Genomic DNA, 23483 nt, shown 5'->3' with positions numbered 1-23483 from the left:
AACTATTCAGAACGCAAAAGCAAAAACGATTGACATGAAGAAAACCGGAATAACCTTCGCCGCCGTTGCCCTGTTACTGGTGGCGTTTCGCCCTGCGGATAATCCACGCAAAGCCGATTGTATGATGGCCGTCACTTACAGTGAAATGGCTTACGGCCAGTTCAGGAAAGTAAACAAAGCGTCGTCACTGGATAAAGCGCAGAAAGCATTAAAAAAAGCGTTGCTCGACGCGAAGGAAACCGCCGCCTATGCCGCGCAATGTGGGTGTACCAATGCCGAGACATATTCGCTCTCCGCATACGAGATTGCCAGCAAGGGCGTAAATGCCACCTCCGTGGAGGACCTGAAGTCGATTTCCAAGAAGGCCATGGATCTGTCGCTGGATGCCATGCAGGCTGCTCAGCAGTGCAAGAAGTAAGAACGTATCTGTCAAACAATTAATTTAATAACTATTATGAAAAGAGTAATGTCATGCTTGATTTTGGGCGCAATTTGTTTATTTCAACCAGGGTGTAAAAAGACGCTCGAATCCATTGCGAACTGCACTGGTGAAGGCCTGTTGATGTCGGTTCACCATACAGAGGATACCTCCTCGCCCAAACTGATTCATTTCGAAGCTAAATATTCCGGCTCGCATACTCTCGAATCCGTGACCTGGAACTTCGGCGACGGCAGTACGGGAACGGGCCCCAACGTGGACCACACCTACGCGGCAAGCGGGACCTATTTGGTGACAGCCAAAATCAAAATAGCCAGCGGGAAGTCTACTTGCGAGAGTGATCCGACCAGGTCTGTCGTAGTCAAGTAATGGATCCGGAGCGGAGGATAAGCGCGAAAGAGAAATAGAGTTTCCATTTAAATATCAAAATCAATGCTGAAATATGTATTCACCTGTACACTTTTAATGTTCGGCATTGCCGGCTGGGCGCAAACGGTTCATGAAATTGGTGTATTCAAAGCCTTTCCGGTAGGAAAGTTTGCGGGAGACAAATTGGGCGGAGGTGGTTTTGCCACGCATGGCTGGGGATTTCAGGTTGAGAACAGGTCGAAAGCCGCTTTTTTGCCTGATAACCTGACAGTCGGCTTTCTGTTCAGCTATCAGAACAACAGTCTGGACACCGACCGGATGGCAGCTGCATTCAGCCGGGAGCTCGGCCACCGGACCAAAATAAGCGATACCCAATATCAGCCGCTGACCCTGATCGCGGGGCCTAGTTATACGCTGGCTTTTTCCAAAGTAATGCACCTTGACCTGAAAGCAGGTCTTGGTGCAATGTTTACCGACGTGAACTCGTTCAGGATCGATGTGACGGACGCGCAGGGCGCCGTGATATACAGCGACGTCGTGGATTTGGTCGGGCGCCCGTCATTTGCCTATTCGCTGGGCGCATCCCTGCGTGCGAATGTAGCGGATAATTTCTCCATTGGATTTTTCGGGAGGTTCAATCAGGGGAACGAAAGCATGGAAGTGCGCCTGGGCCGACTGAACCTGCCTTCGTCTTCAATCAAGGTAACAACCCTCAATACCGGTTTTTCCATTCATTTCAAGTTTTAGTTTTTCCATTGCAGATAGTCACAGGCTTGGAAAATACGGTGCCATTACTCCCCCAATTTCATGGCAGGTCGACCACGACTCCTGGATACGCCGTTGTCACAGTTCGGTTACTCTTATTTATATTAGCGGGTCCTAATAGAATGGACAGGTTAATTTTTTTGTATTAAACGATGTTGAGCAGTGACTTCAGTTGAATCTTTTATGACCCGCCTTGTCAGCCGGAATGCCGGTGAAATTGAATTCCATCAGGCAGTACGGGAAGTCGTCGAAACAATTATTCCCTTTATTGAAGATAAACCGCATTATCAGAAAGCCAGGATTCTGGAACGGATTGTCGAACCTGAACGTGTGATTATTTTTAGAGTGCCCTGGATGAACGATCAGGGGGAAGTCGAAGTCAACCGCGGCTATCGTGTCCAGATGAACAGTGCGATCGGACCTTATAAGGGCGGTTTGCGTTTTCATCCCTCGGTCAATCTGAGTACACTCAAATTCCTCGCATTTGAACAAATTTTCAAAAATAGTCTCACGCAGTTGCCCATGGGCGGCGGTAAGGGAGGAGCCGATTTTGATCCGAAGGGACGTTCCGATCGGGAGGTAATGTTTTTTTGCCAGAGCTTTATGACGGAGCTTTTTCGGCATATCAGTTCGGATAACGATGTTCCTGCCGGGGATATCGGGGTAGGGGCCAGGGAAATCGGGTTTCTATTTGGTCAATATAAGCGGCTCAAAAATGAATTTACGGGCGTTTTGACGGGTAAGGGTGCAAGCTATGGCGGCAGCTTGATCCGTCCGGAGGCGACAGGGTATGGCGTAGTCTATTTTGTTGAACAAATGCTGAACCAGCGGCGCGACAGCATCAAAGGCAAGCGGGTAGTTATTTCCGGATCCGGTAATGTGGCACAGTATACGCTCGAAAAGTGCGTAGAATTGGGCGCGAAGGTCGTTACGCTTTCGGATACATCCGGTTATATCTACGACGAGAGAGGCATTGACGCGGAGAAACTGGCGTATATTATGCATTTGAAGAATGAAGAGCGGGGGCGGATAAGCGCGTATGCCGACAAATTCGGATGCCAATTTGTGGCTGGCAAAACTCCCTGGGAGGTGCCATGTGACATTGCTTTGCCCAATGCCACTCAAAACGAGTTGCACGTCGAAGATGCGCGGATGTTGATTAAGAACGGCTGTTTCTGCGTTGCCGAAGGGGCCAATATGCCCTGTACACCGGAAGCGATCGAGGTATTTGAAAACAGCGATATATTGTACGCTCCCGGGAAAGCGGCAAATGCAGGTGGCGTAGCCGTATCAGGCCTGGAAATGTCACAAAATTCGCTGCGCCTGTCCTGGACGCGTGAAGAGGTGGATAAGAAGTTAAAGGAAATCATGCTTAATATTCATTCAACCTGTTTACGCTACGGGCGCAAACCGGACGGTCGCCTGAGCTACATACAGGGTGCCAATATTGGTGGCTTTGTGCGGGTGGCTGACGCCATGATCGCCCAGGGATTGGTGTAGGTAAGGGCTGATTCACATTTGATTTGCGGGCGGCAATAAATCCAATTGCCGCCCGCTGATTCTTAATTGATCTGCATCCGTAGCGCTTAACGCCACCCGAGTCCGGGGGCCACGTGCTCTAAAATGGAAGACAATACATGTACATTGTAGTCAACGCCCAATGTATTCGGTATTGTTAAAAGAATAGTGTCTGCTTCCTGAATGGCTTCGTCCTGTGCCAGTTCTTTAATGAGCTGGTCGGGTTCCGCGGCGTAGCTTCTCCCGAAAATGGCGCGCTTGTCTTGCTCAATCATTCCGATCTTGTCCGTCCGGTTGCTTTCCTGTCCGAAGTAATAGCGATCCTGATCGGTTACCAATGCGAAAATGGACCGGCTTACCGATACCCTCGGTTCGCGCTCATGCCCGGCTTTTTTCCAGGCTTCTTTGTACAAACGGATCTGTTCCGCCTGTTGCACGTGAAAGGGCTTGCCGCTTTCGTCGTATTTCAGGGTGGAACTTTGAAGGTGCATGCCGTTTTCGGCCGCCCATACTGCCGTGGCGTTGGAAGCGGCTCCCCACCAGATGCGTTCGCGCAGGCCTTCGGAATGCGGTTCCAACCGCAGCAAGCCCGGCGGGTTCGGAAACATTGGGTACGGGTTGGGTTGCGCAAACCCTTCACCTTTTAATCTTTCGAGAAATTCCAATGCCTTTCGGCGGCCCATATCGGCGTCGGTTTCTCCTTCGGCCGGTTCGTAGCCAAAGTACCGCCATCCGTCAATCACCTGTTCCGGCGATCCTCTGCTGATGCCGAGTTGTAATCGCCCCTCCGAAATCAGATCCGCAGCACCGGCGTCTTCCACCATGTACAACGGATTCTCGTAACGCATGTCGATTACACCTGTTCCGATTTCTATTCTACTTGTTTTGGCGCCGATGGCCGAAAGCAACGGGAAAGGTGATGCCAGCTGAGCCGCAAAATGATGCACCCGGAAATAGGCGCCATCCAAACCGATCTCCTCGGCGGCAACAGCGAGGTCAATGGATTGAAGCAGTGTATCGCTCGCGGTTCGGGCGTTGTAAGCCGGATGGTTAGACCAATGCCCGAACGATAAAAAACCTATCTTCTTCATAACATGTATGTCTTGGTCAAATGCCCGATTGGGACAATAATACCACTTTTACCACCTCGATGCAAAGCGGAGACGAATTGAGGAGCGTGGCATTCCCAGGTTTATGAGCATTTACACATGTTCGGAGAGCTTGCAGGTCCAGACGGCTTCACGGGTGTGGTTAATGACATTTTCGGCTACGCTTCCCAGCATCAGGTGCGTCAGGCCGGTGTAGCCGTGTGTGGCCATCGCGATCATAGAACCCGGCATACGGGCAGCGAATTTTAGGACGCCCTTTTCTTCGTTGGGCGCGTGCGTAACGTGTACGCTATATTCGGTGAGGGAGTAATATTCGGCGAGGTCGCTGAGCATATGGGCTAATGCCTGATCGGTATCTTTGGAATCGGGCGTTTTTACGTAGAGCAGGTGCAGGTGCGCGCCCAGGAACGATTGCAATGCCCTGATCTGCCATATGAAGCGATGCTGCTGCAAATCGATGGTGGTCGGGAAAACGATGTTGCGGATCTGGCTGATCTTTTGTCCCTTGTGAATGGAAATGACGGGTACCGGGGCGGTTCTGACGACTTTTTCCGTATTCGAACCCACGATCACTTCCGCGAGCCCGCTGCTGCCGTTTGTTCCCATCACCACGAGGTCCGCGCCGGTCTCATGAATGGTTTTGATGATGATCTGGTGGAGTAATCCCTGTTCGACGCGAAAGCCGGGTTCCAGGCGTGTTTTCAACTCGCTTTTTACGCGCGCAAAGTTCTCGGTGGCTTCGCGGCCCAGTTCGGACAGGATCGAAGCGGAGCCGACAGCGTATCCATTCGGATCGAGGCTTTCCAGGTAAACGGGCGTCATATTCACCACATGCAGGGCAATCACCTCGCCCCCGGCAGCTTCGGCCAGCTCGATGGCAAACCGTAGCGCGGACATGGACAGTGCAGAGAAGTCGAAAGGAACAAGGATCTTTTTCATATGCAGGCAGCTTAGCAAAAAACGGATCATTTGAATCGGCTGCAAGGTATGGGCAAATAGCCGGGTTAAGGATGATCAACGGTGCCTTGTGAACTGACTTTGCTCATGTTTGCTGTATTTGTTGTCATCAAAAAGATTCACGCTTGTAGAAGTAGAATATATATCGATTGCGAACAATATCGATTGATAATTAAGCAAAAGTTATTAGTTTGCTCACTGGTTGTAGAATTTTATCTACTATCGATCAGAATTCTAGTGATTTTCAAGTGCGGGAGGCTGGTTGAGTACGGGTATTAGTTGTACAGAATACACGGTTAGAGGTAAGTTTTACACCAATTTTAGGCTGTCCGCCTGAATCCGTAAACTCACAAAACCCTGTTGCTATGCAAAAAATGTTGCAGACGATTAGGGCCAACAGAAGCAATCCTGTGCTGGCCAAAAAGCTTTTTTTAACGATCATTTTTCTCAACGTTATTAGTTTTTGTCCCAAAGTGCATGCACAGCAGCGCTATCTGGGGCTCAGCCTGGTAAATGAAGGCAACTGGAATAGTATGAAGGTGATCGAACAGGCACATGCGGTGGGTTGCAATGCGGTTTTTCTGAGTATGCAATGGGGGATGGTCGAGGGATACATCTCCCGGGTTTTGAAGCAACAATACGGAGAGGATTATAATGTGTGGCAGATGTACGACGACCAGATAGCCAAAGCACGGTCGCTGGGTATGAAGATCGGGATTAACATCGCGGTCAGTACGGGCGATAACGTCACCCATAGCTATTCCGATCGGTATGGCATCAATACGGGGGATGGCTGGCTGAAAGAAGAACGGATACTGAATGTCGGATACGACGGATCAGAAGCCGTCTTTCAGAAATATGGCGGGCAGATCAACGGCGTCAATGTGCAGTTCGTGATGACCTCTCTCGCAGCGCAGTCGACCCGCGACAGGATCGTCGCTTTCACCAACAAGGTCTTACAGCGGTATGGCCATCTTCAGGATACAGGTGAATTGCTTTACATTGACCTGATTTACACCCGTAACGGAGAGGGAGAATTTGAGCTGGGAACAGACAAATACCACTACGAACAGCCCACAAACCTTCGCGATAATGCGAGCCTCTCGGATTACTCGCAGCCAATGGTGAGAGGTTACAGAGCCTGGCTTACGGCCAAATATGAAAAGATCCAGTCGCTTAACTTTGTTTGGGGGACCAACTATCGCTCTTTCAACGAGGTATCTCCTAAAAGGCCGTCACCCACCACTTTCACCCAGCCCGACGGGACAGACTGGTACTTGTACCGGGCACAGGTGTTGAAGGAAGTTAATACCATTTTCAAGAATACGGTGAAAGGCATTGACAGCCGGATCAAGGTTATAACGCATCATGGCTCAGTGTTCGATAAGTTGTCGTTGGGACGGACTACTTTTTCATTTAATGAAATCGCCTCAGAAATGGACGGGATCAAGATCAATGACGACTACCTTTATGATCACCGCTTCGCCATTGATCTTCTGCGCTCAAATCTTCCCGGAAAGCTGTACATCAACGAGGCGGGATTCAATGCGAGCCTTGGCATTGCGAATTTCATCGCCTACGCCACTGAGAGCTATACCCATGGCGCGCAGATGGTGAGTTGTATGTTTTTTGAAAATCTGCTGAGTGCGGGGGGCGGCCCTGCCGTCCGGGAACTGGCCGATACCTGGGTTAATCAGCCCGTTACGACTCCGACTCCCGGCAATCAGGATAGTTTTACATTATCGGGTATCATTCAGCAAAATGGTTGTGTGACGAATCGCGACAGTTATTCCGGAGATTGTGATGCCTATAAAACCTGGATGGCCGCGCGGAATACGGCCAGCGGGGCGCCGGTCAATATATTGATTAACAATGACCTGAAGGTGGACTGCCAGCTTTCGATTACAGGTTCGCCGAGTGTGAATAACCCGCGGATAGGGACGATGATCAACCTGTCGTCGGCTTGCACGGGAGACTGTTCGGGGCTCACTTACCGGTGGGAACTGAATGGGAACCCGATCGGCACCACCGCTAACCTTACCGACGTAAAAGTATCGTCGACCCCGGGGACGTACACTTATTCGGTAACAGCCGGGCAGGGTGGTTGCGTGAAAACGAGCGACGTGGTGGTTACCGTCACCGACGTACTGCCCGTGACGCTGATCGCTTTTAAAGCAGCCGCCAGGGAAAATCACGTATCGCTCAACTGGTCGACCGCCGAGGAAACCAATTCGAGCCATTTTGAAATACAGCGCAGCGCAAGCGGAGACAGCTGGCACATAGTAGGAAAGGTTGAAGCGGCGAATGCGAGCCGGGAGAGAATTGATTACGAAGCCATGGACAATGCGCCGCTCATCGGGAGCAACCTCTACCGCCTGAGAATGGTAGACCATGATAGTACATTTTCATACAGCAAAATAGCACGCGTGGTTTTCGACAGCCCCAACTTGCTTTCCTTTTATCCTAATCCGGCTGCCGACCGTCTGCAACTCACCGAAACCGTCCTGAAAAACGCTGCGTCGGTGGAGTTGGTAGATCAAAGCGGCAAAACGGTGCTGAAAACCTCCAAGCCAGGCCCGGTGATCAGCATTGGTCATTTGCCTGCCGGGATGTACGTTTTGCAGATCACCGGCCGGGACGACATTATCACGAGCCGGAAGGTCGCTATCGGCCGGTAGGCCACCCTGTTTGCCCCGGTAGCACTTTAACGGTACTATCGGGGCAAAAAACGATTCGGTATTGAGTTTTCTTTATTAATGCTAGCTTTGTGGCTTGCATTGATGGTTTTTAGATGGAACGAATTACGCCACTCCTGTCCGGCAGGTCGCTGAATGATAGCGTCCTGCACCAAACGCCGTTTGAGAAATCCTTACGAAGAAGGTTGCTTAAAGTCGGCTCAGTCCTGGAACTGATTGAAAAGGAAAATGAATACACGCCGGCTTCCGCGCTATCCTCTCCCGGGGAGCTACGCCGGCTTATCGACACCTACGAGGAGCTGGACAGCGAGCTCGCCCGGGTGATCACACAATATATAGATGTATCACTCGTACGTAAGCGCCTGTTCAAGGGAGAGGAAATGAGTATCAAACACGTAGCGTTTGTGATTAAGGCAACGGCAGCCAAAGGCAGGCTTGTGAAAGACGGCTATTCGAAAGAAGTGAAAGAGATTTATGCTGCGATTTCCGTGCAAAACCCGCTGGCACCTCCTTTTGATCTGGCAAGGCCTCATTTTGAAAAAGATCTGGATACGTTCAATTTGTCGTACCAGGTGCTACTCGACAATTTTAAACTTTTGGCGGCCAGGGTGGTGGCTTCCGGCGAGTTGGCCGCAATATCTCCCTATTCCGTAGAGACGCTGCACGCACTCGTAGCGCAAGCCGAAAACCTCACCCGCGAGATTGCGGTGATCATCCAGAAAATATTCGTCGTTTATGAAGAACGATTGTTGGTTTTCGAGCAAATAAAAGAGAGCTGTCACGCGATCTGCAAACGGTCGCGCTTTGTGTTAGGGTCGCATCATGCTGTGTATAAGGAGCTTATCGCTTTGAAGCACGCAATCATGTAGAACAGGACTTAACAATAACTTAATATTAACGACATATCGGAATAATGTTGCCGCCATAGTTTTGTGTCAAAATATTAGACACTGATTATGAGACATTTGGTTACAGCGATTTCCCTCCTTATTTTAACAACAGGCGCTTGTTTTGCGCAATTGGGCTCGATAAAGGGCTCTGTCAAAGACGGCAAGAACAACGAAGCGATCATCGGAGCGACAGTTCAGTTGATCGGTACGGCAACACCATTCGGCTCCGTGACGGACGTTGAAGGTAACTTCGAAATTCCGAAAGTACCTGCCGGTGCATATAAAGTACAGATCAGTTATGTATCGTACGCAACGAAAGAAATAGACAACGTTCGCGTTGAAGCAGATAAATCGACGCTCATCACCACCGCGCTGGTTGAGGACAACAAAACCTTGCAGGAAGTGGTCGTAAAGGGGCAGCGTCAGACCAACACCGAAGTTTCGGTAATCACAGAAATCAAACAGGTACAGCAGATTGCAGTAGGTATTTCAGCACAGCAAATCCAGCGTACCCAAGACCGTGACGCCTCTGCGGTAATCCGCCGCGTGCCCGGTATCTCCATTTTCGACGACCGTTTTATTGTAGTACGCGGCTTGAACGAGCGTTATAACACGGTGTTACTCAATGATATTATCACTCCTTCTACTGAGGTAGACACTAAATCCTTTTCCTTTGATTTGATTCCATCATCAGCCATTGACCGGATGCTGGTTTTCAAATCGGCCTCAGCTGACCTCCCCGGCGATGTAAGTGGCGGTGCTATCAAAATTTACACCAAAACCATCCCCGACGGCAACAGCTTCTCCGTGAATTTCTCGACAGGCTACCGTGCGGGAACTACATTCAACTCGGCTACGAGCCACAAGGGCGGTGCATTGGAATTCCTTGGTATCGAGAATGGTACACGTACATTGCCCGATAAATTCCCTAACAGAAGAGGCGTTATCCTGAACGCGCAGTCGCCAACCATTATCCAGAAGTTCCAGGATTTGCCTGACTACTATGCACCGAAGCAGATCAACGTTTCACCGGATTGGAGAGCGGGTATCAATTTCAGCCGCCGGTTCTACGTTCGCGATATGGAGGTTACCAACACTTCCTACATCAACTATTCTTTCTCACGTATAAACAATACCGTTACTCAGAGCCGCTACAATTTCTCGGGGCAGAAAATCGAGGGTTTCAACGACCAGTTCTTGCAGGAGAATGCTCGTTTGGGTATCATGTCTAACTGGGCATTTATTCTCAATCCTAAAAACAAGATCGAGTTCCGTAACCTGTTCAACCAGATGGGTAATAAGGAAACGGTTGTACGCGGCGGAGGAAACCTTGAAAACAACCTGGATTACAGCAACGGCGCATTCCGTTACGAAGCCAGGAGCATCTACTCAGGCCAGCTGAGCGGTACACACGAGCTGAGCGCGAAATCAAAACTCCGCTGGATCGCCGGTGCAGGTTATACTTACCGTAACGAGCCTGATTTCAGAAGATTTACATCGACCCGCGAGGCAGGCACCAACCTGCCGTTCCAGATCAACCTGCAACAGTTTGAATCTCCTACCTTGCAACAGGCTGCGCGTTTCTACTCACGTTTGGGCGAGATCGTCGGTACGGGAACGGTTTCTTACGAGCAGCTGATCGGTGCGAAGAAAGATGAAGCTGAGCAACAGGCAAAACTGAACGTAGGTACTTATGTGGAATACAAAGACCGTAAATATTCTGCCCGCTGGTTCGGTATCGTAAACCCGAACCGCGTAGGTGACGAGATCCTGACACAGACGCCGGAGCAATTCTTCCAGAACTCGAACCTGGCTTCTGATAAAGTATACTACACAGAAGGAACCAACTTTGACGATAAATACGCGGCACAAAACCTTCTGGCAGCTGGTTACGCATCGTTCTACTGGCCGATCACCGAGCATTTGAATGCAACCGTGGGTTTCCGCGGCGAATACAACCGCCAGCAGTTGCAGGGTTATGAGCGTGGAGGCGGTATCCAGGTGAATGTGGACCGTCCGGTTTTCACTCCGCTGCCTTCTGTTAACCTGACCTACAAATTCAACGATCGCCACGCGGTAAGAGCGGCTTATAGTACGACCGTTAACAGACCTGAATTCCGCGAGCTTTCTCCAAGTACCTATTACGACTTCAACTTCGACGTGTCGCGTAAAGGGAACCCGAACCTGGTGAATGCAACGATCCAGAACTACGATTTGCGTTACGAGTTCTACCCAAGCCAAAGCGAACTGATTACCCTGTCGTTGTTCAACAAGACATTCAAAGATCCTATCGAAGCGGCGATCTTCTATAACGGTAGCACCGTGGCTTTCACAGTAGCAAATGCAAGAACAGCTTATGCAAGAGGGGTTGAACTGGAAGTTCGTAAAGCATTGTCGAACCCTGATAACGCGACTTTCCTGAGCAAAATGCTCGTGACATTGAATGCATCGCTCATCACCAGTAACGTTAAGACCAACGTGACTACGGGCAGCTCCGATCGTTACCTGCAAGGCCAGTCACCTTACCTGATCAACGCCGGTTTGTTCTATAATGATGATGAGCGCGGCTTCCAGGTGAATGCATTGTATAATGTGATCGGCAAGCGGATTTTCATCATCGGCGACAACCAGATCAGCGCGAATATCTTCGAAATGTCGCGTAACGTGATCGACCTGAACATTATCAAAACCATCGGCAAGCGCCTCGAAATCCGTGCAAGCATTCAGGATCTGCTCAACCAGCCGTTCCGCTTGTACCAGGATACCAACCATGATAACAAAATCGATACTAAAACAGACGGTTTGTATCAGAGATACCGCAGAGGAACTTACTCGATGATTGGCTTGCGCTACACACTTTGATCATAAAAATTAAAAACAAATCAATTAAACATCCTGTTAAATGAAAAAGTTAGCAACTTGGTTATTGGCAATGTCGGTATTATCCGCATCGTTCGTAGTTGTGTCGTGTAAAACTGATGATGATGGTGAAGATCCGGGCCCAACGGCTCCAGTGGGCGAAACAATTACCGTAAAAGGAACGATTTCGGCTTCGACAACCTGGAAAGCTGCAAACAAATATATTCTCGAAGGTTTCGTATACGTTGACAACGGCGCCGTGCTGACGATCGAGCCGGGAACGATCATCAAAGGCGATAAATTGACGAAAGGTACGCTGATCGTTAAGCCAGGTGCGAAAATCATGGCAGAAGGTAGCGCTACCAAGCCTATCGTATTTACTTCTTCTGCTGCAAAAGGCGCTCGTAACTATGGCGACTGGGGTGGTATCATCCTCCTCGGAAAAGCACCGGTGAACAAAACTCCGGCCACTATCGAAGGTGAAAACGTATCTACTTTCGGTGGAACGGACGCGGCCGACAACTCGGGTACTTTGAAATATGTTCGTATCGAGTTCGCTGGTATCGCTTTCGAAACGGATAAGGAGATCAACGGTCTTACTTTCGGTGGCGTTGGTTCAGGAACTACTATCGACTACGTACAGGTTTCATACAGCGGTGACGATGCTTACGAGTGGTTTGGTGGAAATGTAAATGCAAAACACCTGATCTCTTACCGTACACTGGATGACGATTTCGATACAGACTGGGGTTTCAGCGGAAACGTACAGTACGCAATGGCTTTGAGAGACCCGGCTGTGGCTGACCAATGTTCATGCTCGGATTCCAATGGTTTCGAATCAGATAACGATGCTTCCGGATCAGGTGCATCTCCAAAAACAAGCGCTAAGTTCAGCAACGTAAGTATCTTCATCGGACCAGGAACCCCGAATGCAAAATACCGCTCGGCATTCCGTATCCGTAGAAACTCGGCTGTCAGCATTTACAACTCGGTAGTTTCAGGTGCTTATCCTAAGGGTGGTCTGGAACTGGAAGGCGACTCTACACAAGCTAACTTCAAAGCCGGTCGTTCGGATTACCGCGGATTGGTTCTGACAGGAATGACAAAAGCGATCGTGTCGGGTGACACAACATTGCTGAAAGATGCAGCACGCAAAAACACTTTCGGTGCCGACATCGCTACTTTGAAACTGGATGCGGCATACAATACGCTTGGCGCAGGTTTGAAAGTGCTTCCTCAGGCAGGCTCGCCTTTGCTCACAGGCGGTGTTACATTGCCGGCAGGGTTTGAAGCCAACGCTTACATCGGAGCTTTCGGTACCACAGACTGGACAACCGGCTGGACGAACTTCGATCCTCAAAATACAGAGTACTAAGATCTTATATAATTGGTGTCAGAATTTCAAAAAAGCCGGGGGCGTTGCTCCCGGCCTTTTTTGTTGTGCAATTCCGGAGATTTAGTCCAACCCCTGCGTGATCGTCCAGGTATGGTCGGGATTGAGCGTAGCATTCATCGAGAAGATACCGTAAGGAAATTCAATTTTCACGGCGTTGATGTCGGACGGATTCAGCACCTGACCCTGCTTTACGTCCGCGAACGTGATCCAGTAGTCGAAACGGGGCGAAAACCGGAAATACATATTAGGCTGTGCCTGCACCGCGAAGGCCACCGCGCCCGACATGCCGATCCCCACGCTGGCCTGATTAATGGCGGTGGTATTGTCCGACATGATGTTGAGCGAACCCTGCGGATATGCATTTTTCTTGTTGACGAATTTGTAGTTCCCGTCTTCCTTGGTGAGTGTTATATCATTGTTCTCCGTCAGGCTGGTAGGGGAATTTTCTCCTGCATTAAAAACAACGCCGGGTCTTAAAGCGCCGGTCTTGCCCCAGAAGAAATAGAGCTCCATATTCCAGGATATCGCTAACTGCGAATGCGGACCGGCTTGTTCCACGCGCCATGCCAGCGGAAACACATCCGGATTGGGGCTGTTATGATTTTGCTGGAAAACACAAAAGCTTCCTGATGAGTCGGAATTGTTAACAAAATTGATTGTGAAGGTTGGCATAAGTAACTGAGAGGTTTGAGGTTAATTCCAATGCAAAAAGTAATCGGCGTGTCAATCTACTTCTACTTTCTATTAAGCGGGCGAGTAGAATGGAGGTTGTAGTAGGGTTGGTTTTTTCAAAACCGGAATATTTATCAATTAAGCGGTTAACTGATTTGTTGTCAGTGATTTGAATTTTTGCACGAGTGGAGTAGAGAGCACCTTTCCGCCAAGTCGCCAGGCGGCCATACGCGTAAATTCAGCTCAAAGTTGTTTCTTTGTGGCCCCGGTGAGCCATAGCACCTTATCGTTTTCGGCGGGTAATAAAAATTGCATGCATGAACCAAATTGACGTTTGTATTAATTACTACGGAAAGCCGTACCACACTGCCGTAACCTTGCTGACACTTTGGAAACATTCTTCCAAACACATTCATAAGATTTACCTGGTCATTGAGAAAATACAGCCGTATTACCAGTACGATGCTGTTCCCTTATTGAAATATTTCCTCAGAGACCTGCCCATCGAATACGTATATCCGCAATACTTTTATTATTCCGGTAACCCCGAGGAATCGTGGCTTTCCGATCCTGAAAAGCGCTACGGCCTGAAATACCAGTATGCGCTCGAAAAGTCGGATAAAGAGTTCTTGTTCCTCTCGCACAATGATTGTCTTTATGAAGATGATTTGCTGGGCAAAATGCTCGAAAGGGTAAAAAAGGAAGGCGGCGCAGGGGCTGCCCCGGGAGCCGTCGCGGGAATAGGACTGATAGGGCAATGTTGGAATTGCCCCGCATTTTCTGCCAAACTTTGTGACGGCAGCCGGTTCGAAAACTTTGTGCCTACCAAAGAGGAATTGAAAGAATTGGTGGATACCTACAATCCGCCGCGCGCGCAGATCCACTATAAACTGATCGACCGGGAAATCATTCATCCCCTGCCTGAGTGCCGCCTGAACGAATATGCCTGCCTGGTGAATGTGCCGGTTTATCGCAAAAACGTAGTCCCAACCGGCGATATCCTGCCTTTTGGCGGAAGCTGGCACGGCACCGACTGGGGTGCAATCTGGTTCCATTCGCTGTTCAACCGGGGTTATAAGTTTATCAATTTCCCCTTCGAGCCGCACATGCAGCACGCCCCGTTCTCGAACAACGGAAGCGGGCACCGCGCGGATACCGAATTTGATTTGTATAAAAACTCGGAGGAAGGAGCGAAGGCCTATTTGCTGTCCCACAGCCTGATTCCAAAGGATATTCCTTTTGCTTTAAAATTGGAGCGGCAAGCCATCAGAACCAAGCATCAGATCAGAAACACACTGATCAAGTTGAAGGTGAAATTGATGGGTTAATGAATTATGGATGGGTGTTGATCACTAACACCCCATTACCGCCCCGCGCTCCGAATGCAGCGGCGCTCCCATACCGGACCGCGGAGACCGATTTAATATCACGGACCGTGAGGGAGTTGAGAATAGGGATCACGCTGTCGGCACCGCTGTAAAAGACCCTGTCGAGCAGGAGCGCGACGGTATTGTCAAAGCTGGTACTCGCGTTGAGATTCGTGTTGTTCTCTATAAAATGTACTTTGTATGTATTGGATGCCGCATCGAAGGTAACGCGGAGGCCGGGAATTCTTTTCAGTAAGTCAAAAACAGTGCCGGAATTGTCGCTTTCGCTTACCGGCAGCACATAATCCGGCTTGATCAGGCCATCGCCTGCTTTGTCTACCGGTTGTATAAGCCCTTCCTTATCCAGAAGCGTCTGCTGGGCCTCGATGGCCGGTAGTTTCAAGTCGGTATTTGGGGGTTCTTTTGCCTGCCCCGCATTTTGAAGCAGCGCCACGGACATTTGCCGCGGTTCGCTTTGGTCTTTGGGCAAGGGATAGTCGATCGGAAGCATGTCGGCGAAACCTTCCCGCGCCCAGGTATCGTGAATGGTGATTCCGTTCGGGGATACCAGCCAGCCGTTTTCTGTAAATGTGCAGGCAAAATTGGGCAGGACAATCTGCGAATACTTGAACGGATAATCCGAAAACACCGATGCGCTGTTGAAAAGTCTCCGCTGAAAGACGAGCACCGGATACTTCGAATGCAGCACATAATGCCCTTTGTTTGGGTCAAAAAAACAGATGGAATCGGCGGTAACGGGCATAAAATTGCCGCTGGTTACCTCACGTTCCAGCGGGATTTTGGTGAGGTAAAACTCCCGGGTGGTTTTCATTACAAACATTTCAATGCCGCCTGCTTCGAGGTCCTTCCTGGAAAGTAAAACGAGGAAATTGCGGAATGAGTCCTTAAATGCGATCTCCCTGTTGCGAAGTTGCTTTTTCTGTTTGTCAGGATCTTCGGCAAGCCAGGATTCAAAGAATTTATACCCTGAAAGGAAAGTTTTCTTTCCATTGGATTCAAACTTGCTCATATGGAAGCGGATCCGGTAGCCCAGCGCCGAATTCTCGATCACGACCGGCTCGCTGCTTGCCGCTGTCACACGTCCGCTGGCTTCGTCGAGCCCCAGCGTGATGGATTCGGGATTCACGATTTTGCATTGCCTGGCGAACGGTGCGTCGCCGAGCAGTCCGTTCAGGAAAATCTTCCATTTCCGGTTCCAGTGCCTGTCGCGCTTTCCGGTAATGACCACTTCCTTGATCACGTTGTTCAGATCGAGCTTGAATACCACATTGGCGGTGCGGCCTGGCGTGGCCTGTAACTGCTTTACTTCTGGTTTGTAACCTACAAAAGAGGCGACGAGCTCTGCTTTTCGATGTCGCGCAGGCACAGTGAGGTGGAAATTGCCTGCTTTGTCGGTGGTGGTGCCAATGGAAGTGTTGTTAATATAAACAGCGACCGACGGCAACCGCTGGCTGTTTTCGTCATAAACGGTGCCCGCGATCTGCCATTCCTGCGCATGGCATGGAGCATACAGGAAGAGCAAAAGCAACCAAAGGCAGCCGTACAGCAACCGGGCACCTGACAATGCGCTGGAAGTTCGATGAAATCCGCTATCAAACATACGCCGCTGTTTGAGGGTACAACTATTTGGACCTAAAATAGTAAACTTGCGTTACAACTGACAATGGTACGCATATGCATGATGCCCGGTTTCCGTTTTACCGAATTGCCTCGTAATTTTGCCCTCCGAAACTATCAAGAAAGAGGTAATGGGTTTAGGTAATGTACTGAAACAGGTTGAGTTTATTAAGGAAATTGACAAACTCAAATACATTCAAAGGAAAACCAAGCTTTTAAACAGCGACAGGAACGAAAACGACGCCGAACACAGCTGGCACCTCGCGGTAATGGCCGTCGTGCTCGCCGGGCATTCCAATGTGCCGGTGGATGTTCTGAAAGTCGTGAAAATGGTGCTCATCCACGACATCGTGGAGATCGATGCAGGTGATACGTTTATTTACGATACCCAAAAAAGCCACACCAACACGGACAACGAGCGCTTAGCGGCCAACCGGATTTTCGGGATGCTTCCCGCCGAGCAGGCGAGCGAGCTGATCGCCATTTGGGAAGAGTTCGAAGCGGGCGAAACGAGCGAGGCCAAATTTGCGAGGTCTATGGACCGCCTGGAACCACTCCTGCAAAACAGTTCCAACAACGGCGGTACCTGGCGCGAGTTCGGGGTGAAATACGAGAAAGTGTACGAGAAGAAGAAGGTAATCAAAGAAGGATCCGAGGCGCTGTGGGCCTATGCCGAAGGCGTGATCAATGAAAGTGTAGAAAAGGGAATCCTGGAAAAGTAACCGGTAGCTTGCAACGCGCCGGTTGGCTACCAGCGGCGCGTTGGTCTACGTTTTCAACGGTTCGTCTACATTATTTTTTCCGGGTGCAGGTATTTGGTTTCCTTTGGGTAATATCAAATGCTCTGTTATGAAAACGCTCAGAAACTTGCTCATTATCACCATTCTGGTGTCGATATTGGCTTGCTTTACCCGTGATCGCGGGCTGGCGCCATTCAAGCCTGTGTACACGTGGAAAGAAATCCTCCCGGCCGGAAATGGCTCGCACCAGTACGAATGGAAATCCGGCACATTCCCGATGGGACTCGTACCGCACGTTGCATTGAATGGAAACCTCTGGATGGTAGGCCAAAAAGCCTCGTGGTCGTCGGCAGACGGCATTACCTGGACGCGCCACGGAAAGAACGACTGGGGCGAGCGCATCTGGTTGACGGGCATTTACTTCGCCGGCAAGCTCTGGCAGACCGGCGGCATGCGCTACAAGGAACGGGAACTTACAGATGAAATATGGAACTCCGTCAATGGTTCGGAGTGGCAGAAAGTCGCCAACGGCAAATGGGGGCCGCGAAAAGGCCACGCCCTGGTGATTTTCAAAAACAAACTGTGGCTTTTCGGCGGGACTTCGAAGGTATCGCGGGATTTCGAATCCCTCGAAATGAAAAATGATATATGGTCGTCGCCCGACGGCCTGAAATGGACGCAGGAAACGGGCCAGGCACCGTGGTCACCACGGGATTCGCCGCAGGTGGTAGTGTTGCGCGACACATTGTATATGGTAGGCGCACAGGGAATGGCCGACGTCTGGCGTTCGGCGGACGGTAAAAACTGGACGCAACTTACCACGGAAGCCGGCTGGAAAAAGCGTTACGACATGGGTGTGCACGTATTCGATGGCAGGCTCTGGGTATTCGGCGGCCGCGACCTCGATCCCGATCATCACAAAGGAGCATTAAACGACGTATGGTTTTCTTCGAACGGCGCCGAGTGGTTCCGCCACGCCGAACATGCTCCTTGGAGCGTCCGCAGCGGTGGTAACAGCGTCGTATTCCGCGATCAGCTGTGGATATTCAGCGGCAAGCACACCGGTGCAGATCCGGTTTGGAAAGGCGATGTGTGGGTGCTTCAAAAGAGATAAAAAACGAAGATTGTAGCCTTGTGGTGATATAGGAAAAATTAAATTAAAAACTTTAATCACAATATATGACTAAGAATTAGGGTATTCGGGCTTTTAACTTCTGAAAGGAGCGTAAAGACAGGAAATCCATGAAGTTACGAGCGAAGAAGTTTGCTTTTTTGAAGTGGGGAAAGTGGGCGGCTGCGGCCTGTGCAGGCATGCTCGTCCTGGCGCGCTGCGGTGTGGAAAAGCCCGAAGAAGTGAAACTCGCATTGAAGGAAGTACCCGCGGAGCTGGATTTTAATTATGATGTCAAACCGATTCTCTCGGACAAATGTTTCGCCTGCCATGGGCCTGACGCCAAGAAGCAAAAGGGCGGCTTGCGGCTGGATACAGAGGAAGGTGCTTACAAAGCGCTGAAAAACGCGAAAGACGGGCACAGGGCTACGCGATACGCCATTGTTCCCGGCGACCTGGCCGCCAGCGAAGTTTACAACCGGCTCATTTCGCAGGACCCGGATTTGAAAATGCCGCCGCCTGCCTCCAATCTCGCATTATCTGTAAAGGAAATAGCAATACTCACGCGCTGGATAGAACAGGGAGCAAAATACAAGCCGCATTGGTCGTTCATCAAGCCTGAAAAGCCCACAGTACCCAAACCGAAGCAGGCCGGATGGGCCCGCACACCGATTGACCATTTCATTCTGGCGAGGCTGGAAAAGGAAAAGCTGTCGCCTTCTCCCGAAGCGAGCCGGGAAGATTTGATCCGCCGGGCAAGCTTCGATCTCACGGGCTTGCCGCCAACACTCGCTCAAATCGACGCATTCGTCGCCGATCAGTCGCCCGACGCCTATGCGAAACTGATCGACCGCCTGCTGCAATCGCCGGCTTACGGCGAGCGGATGGCCAGCGAATGGATGGACGTTTCGCGGTATGCCGACAGCGATGGTTACCTCGACGACAAACACCGCGATTTCTCGCCCTGGCGCGACTGGGTGATCAGCGCCTTCAACCGTAATATTCCCTACAACCGGTTCGTCACGATGCAGCTGGCGGGCGACCTTTTGCCGGACAAAACCAAGGAAACCATCCTGGCTACCGCATTCAACCGACTTCACAAGAAAAGCTCCGAAGCCGGGATCGTCTTTGAGGAATACCGCGTGGAATACAATGCCGACCGCGTGCAGACGCTGGGGCAGGGGATTATGGGGCTCTCGGTCCAATGCGCCCGCTGCCATGACCATAAGTACGACCCGATCAGCCAGGAAGCCTATTACAAGATGTTCGGGCTGTTCAACAGCACCAACGAAACCGGAAGTCCCGTTTATGGTCCCGATCAGACGCCCGGCCCTGCATTGTTACTCACCAGCAAGGAAAACGAAGAAATGCTCCGTTTTTTCGATCGGAAAATTACCGGGCTCACTAACCGCCTCGCTCTTGTGAAAGACAATTCAGAGGAAGATCTGCGAAAGTGGCAGAATACGGGCGTGTTATCCGAAAAACTGCTCGATCAGACGCTCCGCGAGGGCATGGTTGCCTATTATCCGTTCGAAAAGGCCGTCAAAACGGGCGACGGGAAGACGGTCATGCCCAATGCGCTTAATGCCAAACAACTGGCGCAATGCAGCGAAATCATTCTGAAACCTGGCGTAAAGGGCAATGCCTATTTTGTGTCGGACTATAATTCCATCAAACTCGGTAATAATATCGGGTGGCATGAGCGGACCGAACCTTTTTCGGTTGAACTGTGGGTCAACCCGAACACGATCTATCCCGATGCCGGTATTTTTTACCATTGCGAAGATTTGCGGTTGGGTTACAAAGGCTATTCATTACGGCTCGCTAACAACAGATTACAGTTTATCATCGCGCATTCCTACCCGCAGAACGCCATTCAGGTAAGCACCCTCGCGCCCGTACCCATGAAGCAATGGACGAAGGTGACCGTCACCTACGACGGTTCGAGCAAAGCATCCGGCGCCAGGATTTATGTGAATGGGGAAGCCGCGAAAACCACCGTCGATTTTGATAATCTGTATAAAGGTATTTTGTATGAAAAGGATATTCATACGTATGGCTTTCAGGGATTTATGGTCGGGCAGCGTAACCTGCTCATTCCTTTCAAAGACGGCGGGATCGACGAGTTGAAAATCTATAACAAATCGCTGACCGCTCTTGAAGTTTTATATAACCATAACCCCAAAAAGGCTGCTGAAATGCTGAAAATACAGATTTCTGCGGACCAGAAGGCGATGGTGAAGGAGTTTTACAACGCGCATTTCAATGCAAAGGCTCAAATGCTGCGCGACAGCCTGAAAGTGAGAATGGACGAGCAGAACGCGCTGATCAACAGCGTTCCCGAACTGATGGTAATGGGTGACCTTCCCCAGCCGCGGCCTACCTACCTGCTCACGCGCGGCGCGTACAATGCGCCCGGCAAGCGGGTGACGCCGGGTGCGCTGGATGCGGTGATGCCGTTCGAAGGGAAATTTCCGCAAAACAGATTAGGTCTTGCGCGCTGGCTTTTCGACAAAAACAACCCGCTCACCGCGCGGGTGTTCGTGAACCGCGTCTGGCAAATGCATTTCGGAAACGGTATTGTGCGCTCTTCGGCCGATTTCGGCAACCAGGGCAACCTGCCGTCGCATCCCGAGCTCCTCGATTGGCTGGCCGTCGATTTCATGGAATCCGGTTGGAATATCAAAAGGCTGCACAAGCTCATCATGCTTTCGGCAACCTATCGGCAAACGTCCAAAGCCACCCCGCAACTGCTTGAAAAAGACCCGGATAATACATTGCTCGCAAGGGGCGCCCGTTTCCGTTTTACAGCTGAGATGATACGAGACAACTCGCTTGCTATCAGTGGATTGCTCGTCAATAGAATTGGTGGTAAAAGTGTTTATCCCTATCAGCCCGCAGGCCTTTGGGACGAGCTGAGCGACAAGGTGTGGCGTTACAAATACCAGCAGGAGCCCGGAGAAGGGCTGTATCGCCGGAGCCTTTACACGATCTGGAAGCGGACTTCGCCGCCGCCGTCGATGCTGATATTCGATGCACCCGAACGCGGAGAATGTGTGGTGAAACGACGTGCTACGGCCACGCCTTTGCAAGCATTGGTGCTGCTCAATGACCCGCAATATGTGGAGGCGGCCCGGGCATTGGCCGAGAAAGTGTTGCATACGTGTAAAACGGGCGGGCAGGATGCAACGGCTTTGGCATTCAGACTGATAACGGGTAGAAAGCCCGACAATACGGAGCAGCGGATACTCCGTGCGTTTTATACGGACGAGTTGAAGCGTTTCCGAGCGAAGCCCGCGCAGGCGCTCGAATACCTGCGTACAGGCGAGCGCAAGTGGGACGCGACGCTGCAACCGGAGGAAATAGCCGCCCTAGCGACGGTTTCCAGCTCAATCATGAATACCGACGAGGGGCATACCCGCAAATAACTTGGTTATGGAAGATCTGAAAAAGGTATTAACGCAACTCAACCGCCGGGACTTTCTCACGAAGGCCGGCCTCGGGTTCGGTTCCATTGCGCTTTCGAGCATTTTACAGGCTGGTACCTCTCCCGGTGCGCGGAAGGAGGAGGCACAAGGTGCTGAATCGGCCATCGCCCCGTTTGTCCGCGGGCCGCATTTTTCGCCGAAAGCGAAGCGGATTATTTATCTGTTCCAAAGCGGCGGGCCGTCGCAGCTCGAAACATTTGACTACAAGCCTGCATTAGCCAAATGGCACGGGCAGGAAATCCCGGATTCGATTAAATCGACGCAACGGAACTCCGGAATGGTAGCAGGGCAATCGACCTTTCCGCTGGTCAAATCGATTTATGATTTTAAACAATACGGACAGTCGGGCGCGTGGGTGAGCGAGCTTTTACCCTACACGGCTGGTATTGTAGATGATTTGTGCATTGTCAAATCGGTGTTTACGGAAGCCATCAATCATGAACCAGCGGTGATGTTCGTGCAAACAGGCTCGCAGCAAAGCGGGCGGCCGTCGATGGGCTCATGGCTGAGCTACGGGCTGGGATCCGATAACCAGAATCTTCCGCATTTTATGGTGTTGATTTCCAAAGGCGTCAGCGGTGACCAGCCATTGAGTACCGCGGCCTGGGCCAACGGCTTCCTGGCGTCGCATCACCAGGGTGTGCAGTTACGGGCAGGGAAGGACCCGGTGCTGTATTTGCAAAACCCGTATGGCGTGCATAAGGAAGACCGTCGGCGTGCATTGGACCGCATTAAGGAACTGAATGAGCACCAGTTTACGCTTTGGGGCGACCCGGAAATACAGTCGAAAATCAGCCAATATGAAATGGCGTACAAAATGCAGACGTCAGTACCCGACGCCGTGGATACCTCCGGCGAGCCCGATTATATCTACAAAATGTACGGCGAAGATGCCCGTAGGCCAGGAACATTCGCAGCAAACTGCCTGCTCGCGCGGCGTATGGCCGAGCGCGACGTGAAGTTTATCCAGCTCTATCACATGGGCTGGGACCAGCACGGCGATTTGCCCAAAAACATTGCAAAACAGGCCAGGGATGTCGATCAGGCCTCGGCTGCATTGGTGAAGGATCTCAAACAGCGGGGATTACTGGAAGATACGCTCGTCGTTTGGGGCGGGGAATTCGGCCGTACGAGCTTTTCGCAGGGCAAGCTCACCGCCGACAACTACGGCCGCGATCATCATCCCGGTTGCTTTTCGATGTGGATGACCGGCGGCGGCATTAAAACCGGGCAGGTGTACGGCGAAACGGATGAATTCAGCTACAATGTCGTGAAAGATGGCGTGCATGTGCATGATTTCCAAGCGACATTGCTGCACCTCTTCGGCCTCGATCACGAGAAGCTGGTGTTCAAGCATCAGGGGCGGCGGTACCGGCTTACCGATGTGCACGGCAAGGTGATCAACGGGCTGATCGCGTGATGAGGCTATTAGTTTAAGTAAATATGGTATCAAAAGTGCTTCCAGTTCG

The 23483-nt window shown here is 50.8% G+C and carries 17 protein-coding genes; 13 read left to right on the top strand and 4 right to left on the bottom strand.

Going from position 1 to position 23483, the window contains the following annotated elements:
• Nucleotides 1–34: 34 nt before the first annotated feature.
• From CLV60_RS26400 to gdhA, 4 genes are all read left to right on the top strand, one after another.
• Nucleotides 35–418 (top strand): hypothetical protein, encoded by a 384-nt coding sequence (locus tag CLV60_RS26400; RefSeq protein ID WP_106598403.1) that lies wholly within the window; start codon nt 35–37, stop codon nt 416–418.
• 36 nt (nt 419–454) lie between these two features.
• Complete coding sequence (locus tag CLV60_RS26395; RefSeq protein ID WP_106598402.1) at nt 455–808, top strand: PKD domain-containing protein; 354 nt, start codon at nt 455–457, stop codon at nt 806–808.
• Between the two features lie 63 nt (nt 809–871).
• Nucleotides 872–1555 (top strand): hypothetical protein, encoded by a 684-nt coding sequence (locus tag CLV60_RS26390; RefSeq protein ID WP_106598401.1) that lies wholly within the window; start codon nt 872–874, stop codon nt 1553–1555.
• 180 nt (nt 1556–1735) lie between these two features.
• Entirely contained in the window at nt 1736–3073 is a 1338-nt protein-coding gene (gene gdhA, locus CLV60_RS26385; RefSeq protein ID WP_262510574.1) for an NADP-specific glutamate dehydrogenase, read from the top strand.
• 86 nt (nt 3074–3159) lie between these two features.
• On the opposite strand, the gene CLV60_RS26380 is transcribed toward gdhA, so the two are convergent.
• Nucleotides 3160–4182, bottom strand: a complete 1023-nt coding sequence (locus tag CLV60_RS26380; protein WP_106598399.1) for an LLM class flavin-dependent oxidoreductase — start codon at nt 4180–4182, stop codon at nt 3160–3162.
• 111 nt (nt 4183–4293) lie between these two features.
• On the bottom strand, nt 4294–5139 hold the full coding sequence (locus CLV60_RS26375) for a universal stress protein (RefSeq protein ID WP_106598398.1): 846 nt from the start codon (nt 5137–5139) through the stop codon (nt 4294–4296).
• Between the two features lie 383 nt (nt 5140–5522).
• Here CLV60_RS26375 and CLV60_RS26370 point away from each other — a divergent pair, with 383 nt between their 5' ends.
• The 4 genes from CLV60_RS26370 to CLV60_RS26355 all read left to right on the top strand — a co-directional run bounded on the left by CLV60_RS26370 (nt 5523) and on the right by CLV60_RS26355 (nt 12977).
• The gene (locus tag CLV60_RS26370) at nt 5523–7835 is read left to right on the top strand and encodes a T9SS type A sorting domain-containing protein (RefSeq protein WP_106598397.1); all 2313 of its coding nucleotides are present in this window, start codon (nt 5523–5525) and stop codon (nt 7833–7835) included.
• A gap of 113 nt (nt 7836–7948) precedes the next feature.
• Nucleotides 7949–8722 (top strand): hypothetical protein, encoded by a 774-nt coding sequence (locus CLV60_RS26365; protein ID WP_146151594.1) that lies wholly within the window; start codon nt 7949–7951, stop codon nt 8720–8722.
• Between the two features lie 87 nt (nt 8723–8809).
• Nucleotides 8810–11605, top strand: a complete 2796-nt coding sequence (locus CLV60_RS26360) for a TonB-dependent receptor (RefSeq protein WP_106598395.1) — start codon at nt 8810–8812, stop codon at nt 11603–11605.
• A 40-nt stretch (nt 11606–11645) separates the two neighbouring features.
• Complete coding sequence (locus CLV60_RS26355; protein ID WP_106598394.1) at nt 11646–12977, top strand: beta-helix domain-containing protein; 1332 nt, start codon at nt 11646–11648, stop codon at nt 12975–12977.
• A gap of 81 nt (nt 12978–13058) precedes the next feature.
• Here CLV60_RS26355 and CLV60_RS26350 read toward each other — a convergent pair whose 3' ends face one another.
• The gene (locus tag CLV60_RS26350; protein WP_106598393.1) at nt 13059–13670 is read right to left on the bottom strand and encodes a RhiA family protein; all 612 of its coding nucleotides are present in this window, start codon (nt 13668–13670) and stop codon (nt 13059–13061) included.
• Nucleotides 13671–13987: 317 nt separating this feature from the next.
• Here CLV60_RS26350 and CLV60_RS26345 point away from each other — a divergent pair, with 317 nt between their 5' ends.
• Nucleotides 13988–14998, top strand: a complete 1011-nt coding sequence (locus CLV60_RS26345) for a hypothetical protein (protein WP_106598392.1) — start codon at nt 13988–13990, stop codon at nt 14996–14998.
• Between the two features lie 4 nt (nt 14999–15002).
• On the opposite strand, the gene CLV60_RS26340 is transcribed toward CLV60_RS26345, so the two are convergent.
• A complete protein-coding gene (locus CLV60_RS26340; RefSeq protein WP_106598391.1) occupies nt 15003–16658 on the bottom strand; it encodes a TonB-dependent receptor in 1656 nt (551 codons plus the stop codon).
• A 118-nt stretch (nt 16659–16776) separates the two neighbouring features.
• On the opposite strand from CLV60_RS26340, the gene CLV60_RS26335 reads away from it, so the two are divergent.
• The 4 genes from CLV60_RS26335 (at nt 16777) to CLV60_RS26320 (ending at nt 23434) form a co-directional block, all read left to right on the top strand.
• Nucleotides 16777–17397 (top strand): HD domain-containing protein, encoded by a 621-nt coding sequence (locus CLV60_RS26335; protein ID WP_229211138.1) that lies wholly within the window; start codon nt 16777–16779, stop codon nt 17395–17397.
• Between the two features lie 127 nt (nt 17398–17524).
• Nucleotides 17525–18529: a DUF6242 domain-containing protein gene (locus CLV60_RS26330; protein WP_146151593.1), complete on the top strand. Its 1005-nt coding sequence runs from the start codon at nt 17525–17527 to the stop codon at nt 18527–18529.
• Nucleotides 18530–18657: 128 nt separating this feature from the next.
• The gene (locus CLV60_RS26325) at nt 18658–21954 is read left to right on the top strand and encodes a DUF1553 domain-containing protein (RefSeq protein ID WP_106598388.1); all 3297 of its coding nucleotides are present in this window, start codon (nt 18658–18660) and stop codon (nt 21952–21954) included.
• A 7-nt stretch (nt 21955–21961) separates the two neighbouring features.
• The gene (locus CLV60_RS26320) at nt 21962–23434 is read left to right on the top strand and encodes a DUF1501 domain-containing protein (RefSeq protein ID WP_106598387.1); all 1473 of its coding nucleotides are present in this window, start codon (nt 21962–21964) and stop codon (nt 23432–23434) included.
• The last annotated feature ends 49 nt before the right edge of the window (nt 23435–23483 follow it).

The sequence above is a fragment of the Dyadobacter jiangsuensis genome, from assembly GCF_003014695.1.
GTDB lineage: Bacteria > Bacteroidota > Bacteroidia > Cytophagales > Spirosomataceae > Dyadobacter > Dyadobacter jiangsuensis.
The sequence above is the reverse complement of the archived record's forward strand: the minus strand, read 5'-3'. Positions and strand labels throughout refer to the sequence as shown.